The following is a 12,896-nucleotide window of genomic DNA, read 5'->3' as shown; positions in this document are numbered from 1 at the left end:
TAGTTGCTAGTCGCTAGTCGCTAGTCGCTAGTCGCTAGTCGCTAGTCGCTAGTTGCTAGTTGCTAGTTGTTAGTTGCTAGTTGTTAGTCTTTAGCAAATACAGAGGGCGCCGTGGCGCCCTCTGTAACTTCGCTAACATCTAGTAACTAGGGGCTGTTCACAAATGACGAAATTATGTACATTCTCGCTTTTTGGAGTCTGCGAGGATGGACCGGAAGATGTTGCGAGACGACCAATGGCGGCGAATCGAAGCCCTGTGCTCAGGCAGAGCCAACGAGCGCGGGGTAACTGGGCGCGACAACCGACTCTTTGTCGAAGCGGTGCTATGGATCGCCCGCACGGGCTCGCCGTGGCGCGACCTGCCCACGCACTTCGGAGCTTGGCACACGACGTACATGCGCTTTTCCCGCTGGAGCAAGAAAGGGGTTTGGGCGCGGATGGCCGAAGCACTCAAGAGCGACGCCGATCTGGAGCAGTTGTTTGTCGACGCGACCATCGTGCGAGCCCACCAACACGCGACTGGCGCCCAAAAAAAGCGGGCGATCAAGCCATCGGGCGTAGCCGGGGCGGACTGAGTACCAAAATTCATGCGGCGGTTGAGGCCCTGGGTAATCCCTTGCGTTTGCGCCTGACCGCTGGGCAAATCGCCGACATTACCGAAGCAGCCGCTCTCATCGAGGGGATTGAGGCGCAGAGCGTCATCGCCGACAAGGGCTACGATGCCAACGCATTCGTCGACACCATTGAAGCGCAGGGCGCACAGGCGGTGATTCCGCCACGCGGTAATCGCCTGACTCAGCGTGCCTATGATCGTCACCTTTACAAAGACCGCAACCTCGTCGAACGCTTTTTCTGCCGACTCAAGCAGTTCAGGCGCATCGCCACACGCTACGAGAAGCTAGCGCAGAACTTCATGTCCATGCTCAACCTCGCTTCCGCCTATATCTGGCTGGCATGATCGCCAAAAACCCAATTGTTAACAGCCCCTAGCAACTAACAGCTAAAAAAGTTCGGTGTATTTGGCCCGCGAGCCGAAAGCCTTTTCCACCGGGTATTTCAGCGCATTCTTGGCCAGTTTGGCGTGGGCGGCTTCAACAAGGTCGATGCCCGCCGTGTCGGCAATCAGCAGCAGGTAAAGCAGGATGTCTGCGCATTCGTCGCGCAGGGCCTCGGCAGACTTCGGATCAGTCGGCAGCGCGTCGATTTCGGCATCGCTTTTCCACTGCGTCAGTTCGAGCAGCTCGGCCGCTTCGAGATTGAGCGATGTAATCAGATTGCGCAGGGAATGGAACTGCCGCCAGTCGCGAGCGTCTCGGAACTCCAGTAATGCTGCGGTCAATTTCTCGAAATCGCTCATTTTCAAATCTGCCGGTGATGATGGCCGGATGATGCCACAGACCACTAAAATAGCCGCATTCACGGCCCATTGCCCACGATGAAACTTCCGTCACTGAATTCCCAGATCCTGATCGGCTGCCTGCTCGGCGTGGCGGGCGGTAGCTGGCTGGCCGGCAGCGGCACGGCGGCTGCCCCCGAGGTGCTGTACGGTGCCAAGCTGGTCGGCAACCTCTTCCTCGACCTGCTGCGCATGGTGCTGGTGCCGCTGGTCTTCTCGTCCATCGTGGTCGGGGTCGCCAACCTGCGCGCCCACGACCAGATGCACCGGGTGTGGACGACCACGCTGGCCTTTTTCTTCGGCACCATGGGCCTGGCCGTCGTCATCGGTTTCGGCGCCGCCCACCTCTTCCGCCCCGGCGAAGGCTTGCAGCTGGAGATGTTTGCCGAGGCAACGCGCAACTATCAGGCGCGCCAGATGCCGCTGCCCGACTACATCGCCCAGTTCCTGCGCGGCCTGTTCCAGAACCCCTTCAAGGCACTGGCCCAGGGCGAAATTCTTGCCATCGTGATGATCGCCCTCTTCCTCGGTATCGCGCTGGTCGTCGGCGGCGAGCGCTACCGCAACATTCGGCTATTGATCGGCGAGTTGCAGGAACTCTGCCTGATGATCGTCGGCTGGGTCATGCGCCTCGCCCCGCTTGGCCTCGCCGCCCTGCTCCTGCAACTGGTCGCGACGCAGAACAGCGCCCTGCTCGCCAGCCTTGGTCATTTCATCGCCGTCGTCATCGGCTCGACACTGTTCCACGGCCTGATCGTGCTGCCGCTGATCCTCTGGCTATTCACCCGCATTTCGCCCATCGCTTTTTTCAAGGGATCGCGCGAGGCGCTGATCACCGCCTTCGTCACCAGTTCAAGCGCCGCAACGCTGCCGATCACGCTGCGCTGCGCCGAGCAGCACCTGCACGTCAAAAAGGACATTGCCAGCTTCGTCGTGCCGCTCGGCGCCACGGTGAACATGGACGGCACGGCGCTTTACGAGGCCGCTGCGGCACTGTTCGTCGCCCGGCTGGCCGGCATCGAGCTCGATATTGCCAGCCAGATGATCATCTTCTTCGTCGCCATGCTCGGCGCCATCGGTGCGCCGGGCATCCCCAGCGTCGGCATGCTGTCGATGGTATTGGTGCTTGAGTCGGTCGGCCTGCCGACCGAAGCCATCGCCATCCTGCTGCCGATCGACCGCATCCTCGACACTGTGCGCACGGCCGTCAATGTCGAGGGCGACATGGTTGGCAGCCTGATCGTCCAGAAAGTGGCCGGCCAGTCGACACTGGCCTGAGGCTTATTTGTCGGGCACCTCGATGCCCTGGCGACGCAGCCAGTTCTTGTCCAGCTCCCAGCGCAGATCGCTGATGCCGGGTTGGGCGAGGACGATATCCTTGGCCTCGTCCTGCACCTGCCCGAGCAGGCGCTCGACGGCGATGAAGGCGGGGTTGTTGGCATCCTTGACGTTGATGTTCGGGTAGAGCACACCGAGCATCCGGAAGGCTGGCGAATCGAAATTGCGCGGCGTGGACATGACCGCCGTCTTGCCCTCGACGCGGATAACGTGGAATTTGTAGGGGTAGTCATTCAGCTTCTGGCTGGCCTGCTTGCTCAGGGCGTCGTTCAGTTCCCGCGTCTTTGGATCGGGTCGCTGAATGACCCAATCGAGCGCAGCCAACAGGGCAATGACGATCAAGGCCCATTGCCAGAATTTGATTTGTCGAAAGTTCATACCGATGCTCTCCATGCTGCCAATTTACCGCGCTTGCTGCCCCCAGCCGGCTCTCAGCGTAACATTAGTGCCTTGGCTGCGATTAGCCAATTTTCAAATACCAAGGAGACGCGATGCCCCTGTTCAAGCTCGGCGACAAGACCCCGCAACTCGGTGACGACGCCTGGGTGGCGCCCAACGCAACCGTGATCGGCGACGTTCGCCTCGGCAAGAATGCCTCGATCTGGTGGAATGCCACCCTGCGCGGCGACAACGACCCTATCCACATCGGCGACAACACCAACATCCAGGATGGCTCGGTGCTGCACACCGACGAAGGCGTGCCGATGCACATCGGCAACGACGTCACCGTCGGCCACCTGGTCATGCTGCATGGCTGCACGGTCGGTGACGGCAGCCTGATCGGTATCGGCTCGGTTATCCTCAATCGGGCGGTGATCGGCAAGGGCTGCATCGTCGGGGCCAATACCCTGATTCCCGAAGGCAAGGTCTTCCCAGACCGCTCGCTGATCGTCGGCTCGCCCGGCAAGGTGGTGCGCGAACTGAGCGATGAGGACGTCGCCAAGCTGAAAAAGTCGGCCGAGCATTACGTCGACAACGCCCGCCGCTACCGCGACACCTTGTCGCCGCTCTAAGCGCTCCGTTCGATGCGCGCGCTTTACCTGCTGCCCCTGCTTGCCCTGTCCGGTCACGGCTGGGCAGCGGACCCGTGCGACGAATTGCTCAAACCATCGGTCACGGTCAAGCGCCTGGAAGAACGCATCTCCTACAACCCCACTTACGGCTACCGTTCGCTGACCAATCTGGGCGCAAGCCTGGCCCGCCCCGGCAAACAGGTGCTCGGGCTGACCCGCGGCAACGCCACCGTCAGCTTTACCACCAAGACGCCCTCCATCATCGACCCGAGCGGCCGCTGGGAATGCGCCAGCCCCCAGATCACCATGACCTTCGGCTTCACGCCGGTGACCGTCTACGTGGCCAAGGAGTTTCCACAGGGCAGCTGTGCCTACAAGGAAATCCACGAGCACGAGATGCGGCATTTCAAGACCTATCAGGACCATATGGCCAGTATCGAGAAAGCGCTGAACGATACCTTGAGCAGCCGTTTCGCCACCGGCAAGGTCTGGCGCGGCCCGGTCGGCCAAACTGCGGTACAAATCCAGAAAGAACTGGACGAACGCTGGCTGCCTTACGTCCAGCGGGAAATCCAGAAGGTCGAGGCGGCACAGGCGCTGATCGACACGCCGGAAGAATACGAACGGGTCGCCAATTCATGCGACGGTGAAATCAGGAAACGCCTGCGCTGAAGCAACTTCCGGACAAACAGCCATGAACGATTTTGCCCTTCAGGTTCAACAACATCTACAGGCGCTCGGTGATTCCGACAAAGCCAAATGGATGGCCAGCTACATGAAGGGGAAATTCGCCTTTCTCGGCATCCAGACGCCAGTGCGGCGGCAGGCCAGCTTGCCATTGATCCGGGCCTTTACCGGAAACCCGATCGAGGCGGCCGAAGCGCTGTGGGCATTGCCGGAAAGGGAATATCAGTACGTCGCCGTCGACCTGCTGCGGCGCCAAAGCAAACAGCTGAGCGGCGCCCACCTGCCGGCACTCGAAGCGCTGGTCCAGCACAAGTCCTGGTGGGACAGCGTCGACGGACTGGCCGTCACCATCGGCGGCATCGTCTTGCGCCAGCCTGAACTGGCCCACCGAATGGATAGCCTGATTGGCTCTCCCAACCTTTGGCTGCGCCGTGTCGCGCTGTTGCATCAGCTGGAATGGAAAGAAAGCACCGATGAAGCGCGGCTGCTCGACTACTGCCGACAATGTGCCGAGGAAAAGGAATTCTTCATTCGCAAGGCCATCGGCTGGGCCTTGCGCCAGTACGCCAGGACCAACCCGGCAGCCGTGCGCAGTTTCCTCGACATGCATCGAGAAAAACTCTCGGGGCTGTCATTCCGCGAAGCGTCGAAACACCTGTAGCGCGAAACAATAAAAAAGCCACCGTGGCATTCACGGTGGCTTTCACGGGCTATGCAGCGTATCGGGGTATCAGACCGCGCTCGCCAGATTGGACAGCGTGATGTTCGGCCGCAAGCTTTCCATGACCTTCTGCAGACCGACGCGAAGCTTGGTATTGATGACCAGCGGCGCCCGCAGGTTTGGCGTGATCGACGCCTTGTCGCCTTCTTCTTTCTTGAACAGCACCTGCATCACCGCCACGTCCTCGGGCTCCGGCGACTGCAACAGGGCGGTTTCCGCATCGCTCAGGGCCAGCTCATAGTTGTAGCCAAGATTGGCCGGATCGATGATCTGGAAGGCCAGTGTCGGTTCGTCCAGAGACTGCAGCGTGTAGCTGCTTGGCTGATCCGAACCTTCCTGATGGGCCAGGATGAAGCGCTTGCTCTGCTCAAAACCGACCAAGCCGTTCGGGAAGGTAATAATTTTTTCCGGGCTGACTTCGACGGCGCCAAACAAATAGGTTTCTACTTTCATACCTTTTCTCCTCCATGCGATTGGAATTGCATCGAAGCCCATGCTACACCAACTCGGTGCGGTTGTATTTTCCGGCCGGATTGCGCATAGTGCACCCCCCATTTTTGCTGCACTGCTGCGCCCATGCTGCCACCCATTGAACACCGTATCGCCATCGAGCTGGGCGTCCGCCCGGCCCAGGTCAACGCCGCCATCGCCCTGCTCGACGAAGGCGCCACCGTGCCCTTCATCTCGCGCTATCGCAAGGAAGCCACCGATGGCCTGGACGACACCCAGCTGCGCAATCTGGAGGAACGCCTGACCTACCTGCGCGACCTCGAAGAGCGCCGCACGGCGATCCTGGCCAGCATCGATGAACAGGGCAAATTGACGCCCGAACTGAAGGCCGAGATCAGCGATGCCGAAACCAAGCAGCGCCTCGAAGACCTTTACCTGCCATACAAGCAGAAGCGTCGCACCAAGGCCCAGATCGCCCGCGAAGCCGGCATCGAGCCGCTGGCCCTCAGCCTGCTGGAAAATCCCGACCTGACGCCGGACGAAGAAGCCGAGAAATACCTCAACGCCGAAGCTGGTTTCGCCGACAGCAAGGCCGTGCTCGACGGCGCCCGCCAGATCCTGATGGAAAAGTTCTCCGAAGATGCCGAGCTGCTCGGCCAATTGCGCGAATACCTCAACGAGCACGGCCACGTCCGGTCCACCGTCGTCGAAGGCAAGGAAACCGAAGGCGCCAAGTTCCGCGACTGGTTCGACTTCGCCGAGCCGGTGGCGACGATGCCCTCGCACCGTGCCCTCGCCCTGCTCCGTGGCCGCAATGAAGGCATGCTGCAGGTGGCGCTGGTCCTCGACTCCGAACTGGATGAAGAAAACCTCAAGCCCGGCCCCAATCCCTGCGAACAGCGCATTGCCGTCCGTTTCGGCATCAAGCCGCAGAACCGCCCGGCCGACAAGTGGCTGAGCGATACCGTGCGCTGGACTTGGAAGGTCAAGGTTTATACCCATCTCGAACTCGAACTGATGAACGAGTTGCGCGAACGAGCCGAAGAAGAAGCCATCCGCATCTTCGGCAAGAACCTGAAGGATTTGCTGCTTGCTGCCCCGGCTGGCCAGCACGTGACCATGGGCATCGACCCGGGAATCCGCACCGGCTGCAAGCTGGCCATCGTTGACGCCACCGGAAAAATGCTCGACCACGCCACCATCTACCCGCACGAACCACGCTGTGACTGGGATGGTTCGATGGCTACCATCGCCCGTCTCGCCTCGAAGCATCAGGTCAGCCTGGTTGCCATCGGCAACGGCACGGCCAGCCGCGAAACTGACAAGCTGGTGCAGGACGTAATGAAGCGCTACCCGGAGGCACATCTGCAGAAAATCGTTGTCTCCGAAGCCGGTGCCTCGGTTTATTCGGCCTCCGAACTGGCGGCCAAGGAATTCCCCGATCTCGACGTCTCGATTCGCGGCGCCGTGTCGATCGCCCGCCGTCTGCAGGACCCGCTGGCCGAACTGGTCAAGATCGACCCCAAATCCATCGGCGTCGGCCAGTACCAGCACGACGTCTCGCAGACCAAACTGGCGCGCAACCTCGATGCCGTGGTCGAAGACTGTGTGAATGCCGTCGGCGTAGACGTGAATACCGCCTCGGTGCCGCTGCTGACCCGCATCTCCGGCCTCAACGCCGGCCTGGCGGCCAACATCGTCAGTTACCGCGACGCCAACGGCGCCTTCCGCTCGCGCGATGCCCTGAAAAAAGTGCCCCGCCTTGGCGACAAGACTTTCGAACAGGCCGCCGGCTTCCTGCGTGTGCCGAATGGCGACAATCCACTCGACAGCTCCTCGGTGCACCCGGAAGCCTACCCGGTGGTCGAAAAAATCATTGTCGACCTCAACAAGCCGATCAAGGAAATCCTCGGCGATAGCCGCTCCCTGAAAGGCCTCAACCCGTCGAAATACACCGATGAGCGTTTCGGCCTGCCGACCGTCCAGGACATCTTCAAGGAACTGGAAAAGCCCGGCCGCGACCCGCGCCCCGAGTTCAAGACGGCGACCTTCACCGATGGCGTCGAGAAGGTCAGCGACCTGCGCCCAGGGATGATTTTGGAGGGGGTCGTCACCAATGTGGCTGCCTTCGGTGCCTTCATCGATATCGGCGTCCATCAGGACGGCCTGGTGCACGTCTCGGCGCTGTCCAACACCTTCGTCAAGGACCCGCACGATGTGGTCAAGGCTGGCCAGGTGGTCAAGGTCAAGGTGCTGGAAGTCGATCTGCAGCGCCAGCGCATCGCGCTGACCATGCGCATGGGCGACGAGCCGACGCAGGGCAAGCGCCATGACCAGGCCCCGGCCAATCGTGGCGGCAATCAGAGCCGACAACCACAGCGCAGCAGCGGCCCGGCCCCGGCCGGCAACGCGATGGCCAGCGCCTTCGCCAAGCTGAAGCGCTGAGCCCCCAAACCCGTTCGCCAGCGGCGGACGGGTTGCATTTGCTTACATCTCGCGACAACTGGCGAACATCCTTTGACCTTCGCCGAGCGTAGACTTCAGGCATCAACTGTCTGAAGCATCCAACGCCATGAAACGCCCTCTGCTACTGCTTGCCCTGCTCCCCTTCGGTGTCTGGGCGATGTTTGTTTTTCCCGATCTGCTCACTGACGACAAAGGTTTCTGGGACTGGCGCCGGGCATTGATCATCCTGTCCGGCATCCTTGCCCTGTGGTGGATGAGCGCCGGCATGGTGCTGGCGACCCGCCCGGCCTGGCTGGAAAGACGCTTTGGCGGACTGGACAAGCTGTATCGCTTGCACAAAGACATCGGGATCGGTGCCGGCCTGCTGGTTTTCACGCACTGGATGATGGAGTGGCTGCCGAAGAACCTGGTCAAGCTCGGCTGGATCGAACGCGGCAACCGTCCCCGCGGCCCGCGTGGCGAACCGGATATGTGGATCGACCTGGCCAAGGATGTCGGCGAATGGGCCGGCTACATTCTGCTGGCGCTGGTCGTCATCGCCTTGGTCAAGCGTATTCCCTACCGCTGGTTCAGGCTGGTGCACAAGGCTTTCGGGCTGATCTTCATCGGTGGCGCCTTCCACGGCCTGATGCTGATGCCCAAGTCTTTCTGGGGTCAGCCGCTCGGCGGACTGACCGCCGCCGTCGCTGCAGCTGGCGTCATTGCCGCCCTGCTCTCGCTCAGCAACCGGATCGGCCGCCAGCGCCAATATCCGGCACGGATCGAAACCATCCGCCATCACGATGGCAATGTTCTGGAAATCGTCTGCCGGCCGCAATCCGGCTGGCCGGGCCATCGTGCCGGGCAATTCCTGTTTGCCAACTTTGGCCAGGCTGCTGAAGGCGCCCATCCCTTCACCATCGCCTCGGCCTGGCAGCCGCAGGATGGCACGCTGACCCTGGCCATCAAGGCACTCGGCGACTTCACGGCAAAACTACCGGAATTGCTGCAAGCTGGTCAGGCGCTGACGCTGGAAGGGCCTTACGGGAAATTCGACTTTTCCGATAACGGCGCTGCTCACGCAGCGCAGCAGGTCTGGATCGCCGGCGGCATCGGCGTCACCCCCTTCCTGGCCAGGCTGGATCAGCTGGCAGCCAAGCCTCCCGCCCAGGCCAATACCGACTTTTTCTATTGCACGCCGCAAGATGCCGATTACCCCGATCAACTTGAAGCACGCTGTCGCCAGGCCGGTGTCCGCCTGCATCGCCGGCTGACCGATCGCGACGGGATGCTCGACCCGGCCGAAATCCAGGCCTGCCTGAAACCGGGCAGCAGCGTCTGGTTCTGCGGCCCGGCCCAGTGGGGCAAATCATTGGCCGACAAGCTGACCAGCCAAGGCTTGCCGAAGACCGCGTTTCATCGCGAAGCCTTCGAGTTCAGGTAAGCCGAAGGCATACTTCCGAAAATACCAATCAGCAAGCGGGCTGTTATTATTCGCATTCTTTCAAGCGAAACACAGGCTGCAATGATCAAGGTATTTGGCATCAAGAACTGAGTAACGATATTAAATATGGATACGTGTGCATCACGATGCGACAATCAGTCCAACCAACAGAACTGATAATTAATGGCTTGCGAACTATTTGGCTATTCCTGCGAAGGCGTCGGTGCAATCGCTAGCGCAATCATTGCTACATGCGCTTTCTTTACTGCGACGTGGCAGGCATGCGCCACACACAAACACAATCGCCTTTCCGTAAGACCTTTACTCAATACCTGGACAGACCATTCTCAAAATAGCTACAAAGTCCAACTATCAAACATTGGCATCGGACCAGCACTCATCAAAAGATTCAGCATTTACGTCGATGACAAAGAGCTAGATGGGATTGGAACTGAACCAATTTCCAAAGCCGTAAGAATTCTGTTTCCGCAAAACACGCCCCACATTCTATACAGCTCCCATCTTTCAAAGGGTGGAGTGCTTGCCGTGAACCAGACCATTGACCTTGTTGTACTTCAGTTTGACCAGAGAACATCACCAGCACCAGAATTGCTTGAGCAATTAGGCAAACGAGTAAAGCTATTGGTTGAGTACACATCAATCTATCAAAATAAAACGTTCATTTACGACTCCATCAAAAACCATCAAGACGACTAACAGAGAACCACGTCGCACCACCAGAGAAATGCAAAATGGCTACTAAAAAACCAGAAAACAAGCAATATTTAGTATCGTGCTATGGCATCAAGAACTGCGACACCATGAAGAAGGCCATGAACTGGCTGACCGAGAATGGGATCGCCTACGAATTCATCGACTACAAGAAGGCCGGCGTGGCTGAAGCCAATTTGCCGGACTGGAGTGCCCGCGCCAGTTGGGAAAAGCTGCTCAATACGCGCGGCCTGATGTGGAAGAAGCTGACTGACGAAGAGCGTTCCGCCGTCGACCAAGCAAAGGCGCTCAAGCTGATGGCGCAATATCCGGCGCTGATCAAGCGCCCGGTGCTGGATACTGGCAGCAAGCTGCTGGTTGGCTTCAGCCCGGAAACCTATGCGGCAGAACTGAAATGAGCGATAGCTTCGTTCGCCGCTTCCTGTTCGAAGGCCTCAATATTCGCGGTGCCATCGTTCATCTGGGTGATGCCTGGCAGCACATGCAGCATGACCGAAACTACCAGCCGACCGTCGCCCAACTGCTCGGTGAAACGGCCGCCGTCACTGCGCTGATCGCCGCCCAGCTCAAGCAGCCCGGCCGCCTGACCCTGCAGTTGCGCGGTAGTGGCCCGATCCAGTTGCTGGTCATGGATTGCAACGAGAAGTTGCAGATGCGCGGCATGGCGCGCAGCAACCCGGTGGTCCTGCCGGCGCCGGTGCAGGAACTGCTCGGCGCCCATCTTGGTGGCCAGTTGATGATGAGCCTGGACATGCCGGATGCCCGACTGCCCTATCAAAGCTATGTGCCGATGGTCGGCGACAGCATCGCCGCCATCTTCGAGCATTACCTGGAACAATCCGAACAGCAGCCTTCACGCCTGTTCGCCATGGCCGGCCCGAAGGCAGCGGCCTGCCTCTTCCTGCAGAAAATGCCGGCCCCTGGGGATACCGTCCCGGCGGGACATAAAGCCGACGAGCACGACCCGGACGGCTGGAACCGCATCACGCAATTAGCCAGCACGGTCAAGCCAGCCGAACTGCTCGAACTCGATGCCGAAACACTGCTCACCCGCCTCTTCCACGAAGACATGGCCGAGCATGGCATCCGCGTCTACGACCCGCTGCCCGTTGCCTATCACTGCCCGGAGGACTGGGACAAGGTACGCGACATAATCCGCGGCATCGGCCGTGCCGATGCGGAAACCATCCTGGCCGAGCATGGCGAAATCATGATCAAGGACGATATCTGCAACCGCGAATATCGTTTCACCGCCGAGGATGTCGCCGCCATTTTTGCCGTCAGCGAAGGTAAAGCCCTGCATTGAACACGCCGGACAAACTCTTCATCCTCGGCCGCCAGGTCGAGCTGATCAACCGAAACCAGAAGCTCGGGCAGATCGTCACGATTGCGATCGCCTCCTGCCTGTGCTGGATCGCTTATCAGGAAGGGATTGCCCCCGGACTTGTCACACTCTGGGGGCTGGCGGCCATAGGCATGGCCCTGCTGCGCCTTACGCTGGCCTGGCAATACACTCAGTCACCGGTTGAAGAGCGAGCCGAAAAAGTCCTGGCCTGGCACCGGAAAATCCGGCTGGGTGCGCTGGGCAGCGGCCTGATCTGGTCGGTGGGCGCAATGCTCATGATGAGCGGCGACGACCTTCCGATGCAGCTTTTTACCGCTTTCGCGATGGCCGGTATCTCCGCCGGCGCCTTGCCGGTCCTCGGCGCCGATCGCTGGGCCTATCGGCTGTTTGCCTGGCCGATCATCGTGACCGTGATCGTCAGCGTCTTCGACACCGATCACATGCATGCGGCTTTCAGCGCGCTCTCTACCCTCGCCCTGATCATCTTCACGCGCAGTGCCGACGCCTTCCACCGAATGCTCAATGAGACCTTCGAGCTTGAGCGTGAAAAGACCCGCTTGCTGGTCACCGTCGATCAGGCCCGCCAGACTGCCGAGAAATCTGACCTGGCCAAAACCCAGTTCCTGGCCAACGTCAGCCACGAGTTGCGCACACCAATGAACGGCATTCTCGGCTTATCGGAGTTGCTCAGTGGTGACCCGCTGACGCCAGACCAGGCCGAATTGCTCTCCCTGCTGCGGGAAACCGCCGATGGCTTGATGCGCCAGATTGAGCATCTGATCGAACTGTCGGCGCTTGAAGCAGGCCATGTCGTCATCAAACCGGCGCCGTTTGCCGTGACTGATTTGCTGGAAGGCATGCTTTCCTCGCAACTACGCCCGGCCACTGAAAAAGGCCTCCGGCTGGAAAAACAGGCTGACCCGGATCTGCCATTGGTCCTGATCGGCGACCTCGAGCGGCTCCGCCAGATTTTTGACCATCTGGTCGGCAATGCCATCAAATTTACCGAACACGGCACCATCAGCATCACGGCCAAGCTGCTTGAAAAGCAGAATCAGCAGGCGCGTGTCGCATTTTGCATCCGAGATACCGGCCCCGGTATACCGGAAGAAAAACTGCAGGTAATCAAAGGCCTCTTCGCCCCAGGCGACAGCTCCTTGATTCGCCGCCATGGCGGCATTGGCATCGGCCTGCCAATTTCCCGCAAGCTGGTCGAACTGATGGGTGGCGAGATGAGCATAGACAGCGAAGTCGGTGTCGGCAGCAATTTCTGCTTTACGCTGCCCTTCGCGCTTGAAGCGGCGCCGGCTACAAGCAGCCACTGA

The 12,896-nt window shown here is 60.0% G+C and carries 14 protein-coding genes; 11 read left to right on the top strand and 3 right to left on the bottom strand.

The window, feature by feature from the left end; all coding sequences use genetic code 11:
• The first annotated feature begins 206 nt into the window (after positions 1 to 206).
• A protein-coding gene (locus tag KI617_RS07430; protein WP_226445962.1) for an IS5 family transposase occupies positions 207 to 958 on the top strand; the annotation gives its coding sequence in 2 pieces (ribosomal slippage) (positions 207 to 534 and positions 534 to 958; 753 coding nt in all).
• A 42-nt stretch (positions 959 to 1,000) separates the two neighbouring features.
• On the opposite strand, the gene KI617_RS07425 is transcribed toward KI617_RS07430, so the two are convergent.
• Positions 1,001 to 1,357 carry a nucleotide pyrophosphohydrolase gene (locus tag KI617_RS07425; RefSeq protein ID WP_226451373.1) on the bottom strand — a complete coding sequence of 119 codons (357 nt, stop codon included), beginning with the start codon at positions 1,355 to 1,357 and terminating at the stop codon, positions 1,001 to 1,003.
• 78 nt (positions 1,358 to 1,435) lie between these two features.
• On the opposite strand from KI617_RS07425, the gene KI617_RS07420 reads away from it, so the two are divergent.
• Entirely contained in the window at positions 1,436 to 2,674 is a 1,239-nt protein-coding gene (locus KI617_RS07420) for a dicarboxylate/amino acid:cation symporter (protein ID WP_226451372.1), read from the top strand.
• 3 nt (positions 2,675 to 2,677) lie between these two features.
• Here the strand turns inward: KI617_RS07420 and KI617_RS07415 are convergent, their stop codons facing one another.
• Positions 2,678 to 3,112 carry a hypothetical protein gene (locus tag KI617_RS07415; RefSeq protein WP_226451371.1) on the bottom strand — a complete coding sequence of 145 codons (435 nt, stop codon included), beginning with the start codon at positions 3,110 to 3,112 and terminating at the stop codon, positions 2,678 to 2,680.
• A gap of 113 nt (positions 3,113 to 3,225) precedes the next feature.
• On the opposite strand from KI617_RS07415, the gene KI617_RS07410 reads away from it, so the two are divergent.
• The 3 genes from KI617_RS07410 to KI617_RS07400 are packed head-to-tail and all read left to right on the top strand — an operon-like array spanning position 3,226 to position 5,095.
• Positions 3,226 to 3,747 carry a gamma carbonic anhydrase family protein gene (locus KI617_RS07410; protein ID WP_226451370.1) on the top strand — a complete coding sequence of 174 codons (522 nt, stop codon included), beginning with the start codon at positions 3,226 to 3,228 and terminating at the stop codon, positions 3,745 to 3,747.
• Positions 3,748 to 3,759: 12 nt separating this feature from the next.
• On the top strand, positions 3,760 to 4,419 hold the full coding sequence (locus tag KI617_RS07405; protein ID WP_226451369.1) for a hypothetical protein: 660 nt from the start codon (positions 3,760 to 3,762) through the stop codon (positions 4,417 to 4,419).
• A gap of 22 nt (positions 4,420 to 4,441) precedes the next feature.
• Positions 4,442 to 5,095: a DNA alkylation repair protein gene (locus tag KI617_RS07400; RefSeq protein WP_226451368.1), complete on the top strand. Its 654-nt coding sequence runs from the start codon at positions 4,442 to 4,444 to the stop codon at positions 5,093 to 5,095.
• Between the two features lie 69 nt (positions 5,096 to 5,164).
• On the opposite strand, the gene fliW is transcribed toward KI617_RS07400, so the two are convergent.
• Complete coding sequence (gene fliW, locus KI617_RS07395) at positions 5,165 to 5,608, bottom strand: flagellar assembly protein FliW (RefSeq protein ID WP_226451367.1); 444 nt, start codon at positions 5,606 to 5,608, stop codon at positions 5,165 to 5,167.
• 123 nt (positions 5,609 to 5,731) lie between these two features.
• Here fliW and KI617_RS07390 point away from each other — a divergent pair, with 123 nt between their 5' ends.
• From KI617_RS07390 to KI617_RS07365, 6 genes are all read left to right on the top strand, one after another.
• A complete protein-coding gene (locus tag KI617_RS07390; protein ID WP_226451366.1) occupies positions 5,732 to 8,050 on the top strand; it encodes a Tex family protein in 2,319 nt (772 codons plus the stop codon).
• Positions 8,051 to 8,177: 127 nt separating this feature from the next.
• The gene (locus KI617_RS07385; RefSeq protein WP_226451365.1) at positions 8,178 to 9,494 is read left to right on the top strand and encodes a ferredoxin reductase family protein; all 1,317 of its coding nucleotides are present in this window, start codon (positions 8,178 to 8,180) and stop codon (positions 9,492 to 9,494) included.
• Between the two features lie 183 nt (positions 9,495 to 9,677).
• The gene (locus tag KI617_RS07380; RefSeq protein ID WP_226451364.1) at positions 9,678 to 10,211 is read left to right on the top strand and encodes a hypothetical protein; all 534 of its coding nucleotides are present in this window, start codon (positions 9,678 to 9,680) and stop codon (positions 10,209 to 10,211) included.
• 35 nt (positions 10,212 to 10,246) lie between these two features.
• A complete protein-coding gene (locus KI617_RS07375; RefSeq protein ID WP_226451363.1) occupies positions 10,247 to 10,624 on the top strand; it encodes an arsenate reductase in 378 nt (125 codons plus the stop codon).
• Positions 10,621 to 11,532, top strand: a complete 912-nt coding sequence (gene hslO / locus KI617_RS07370; RefSeq protein WP_226451362.1) for an Hsp33 family molecular chaperone HslO — start codon at positions 10,621 to 10,623, stop codon at positions 11,530 to 11,532. The genes KI617_RS07375 and hslO overlap by 4 nt, the downstream gene beginning before the upstream one ends.
• Positions 11,529 to 12,896 carry a sensor histidine kinase gene (locus tag KI617_RS07365; protein ID WP_226451361.1) on the top strand — a complete coding sequence of 456 codons (1,368 nt, stop codon included), beginning with the start codon at positions 11,529 to 11,531 and terminating at the stop codon, positions 12,894 to 12,896. The genes hslO and KI617_RS07365 overlap by 4 nt, the downstream gene beginning before the upstream one ends.

Origin of the sequence: Ferribacterium limneticum (genome assembly GCF_020510625.1) — a bacterium.
GTDB classification, from domain to species: Bacteria; Pseudomonadota; Gammaproteobacteria; order Burkholderiales; family Rhodocyclaceae; genus Azonexus; species Azonexus limneticus_A.
Note: the sequence above shows the minus strand (reverse complement) of the source record. Positions and strands in the feature narration are given on the sequence as shown.

Excerpts from the sequence above, each read along its gene's own strand:
- KI617_RS07385 (WP_226451365.1), top strand. The coding sequence starts at position 8,178 with ATGAAACGCCCTCTGCTACTGCTTGCCCTGCTCCCCTTCGGTGTCTGG.
- hslO (WP_226451362.1), top strand. The coding sequence starts at position 10,621 with ATGAGCGATAGCTTCGTTCGCCGCTTCCTGTTCGAAGGCCTCAATATT.
- KI617_RS07405 (WP_226451369.1), top strand. The coding sequence starts at position 3,760 with ATGCGCGCGCTTTACCTGCTGCCCCTGCTTGCCCTGTCCGGTCACGGC.
- fliW (WP_226451367.1), bottom strand. The coding sequence starts at position 5,608 with ATGAAAGTAGAAACCTATTTGTTTGGCGCCGTCGAAGTCAGCCCGGAA.
- KI617_RS07410 (WP_226451370.1), top strand. The coding sequence starts at position 3,226 with ATGCCCCTGTTCAAGCTCGGCGACAAGACCCCGCAACTCGGTGACGAC.
- KI617_RS07400 (WP_226451368.1), top strand. The coding sequence starts at position 4,442 with ATGAACGATTTTGCCCTTCAGGTTCAACAACATCTACAGGCGCTCGGT.
- KI617_RS07425 (WP_226451373.1), bottom strand. The coding sequence starts at position 1,357 with ATGAGCGATTTCGAGAAATTGACCGCAGCATTACTGGAGTTCCGAGAC.
- KI617_RS07375 (WP_226451363.1), top strand. The coding sequence starts at position 10,247 with ATGGCTACTAAAAAACCAGAAAACAAGCAATATTTAGTATCGTGCTAT.
- KI617_RS07380 (WP_226451364.1), top strand. The coding sequence starts at position 9,678 with ATGGCTTGCGAACTATTTGGCTATTCCTGCGAAGGCGTCGGTGCAATC.
- KI617_RS07390 (WP_226451366.1), top strand. The coding sequence starts at position 5,732 with ATGCTGCCACCCATTGAACACCGTATCGCCATCGAGCTGGGCGTCCGC.
- KI617_RS07415 (WP_226451371.1), bottom strand. The coding sequence starts at position 3,112 with ATGAACTTTCGACAAATCAAATTCTGGCAATGGGCCTTGATCGTCATT.
- KI617_RS07420 (WP_226451372.1), top strand. The coding sequence starts at position 1,436 with ATGAAACTTCCGTCACTGAATTCCCAGATCCTGATCGGCTGCCTGCTC.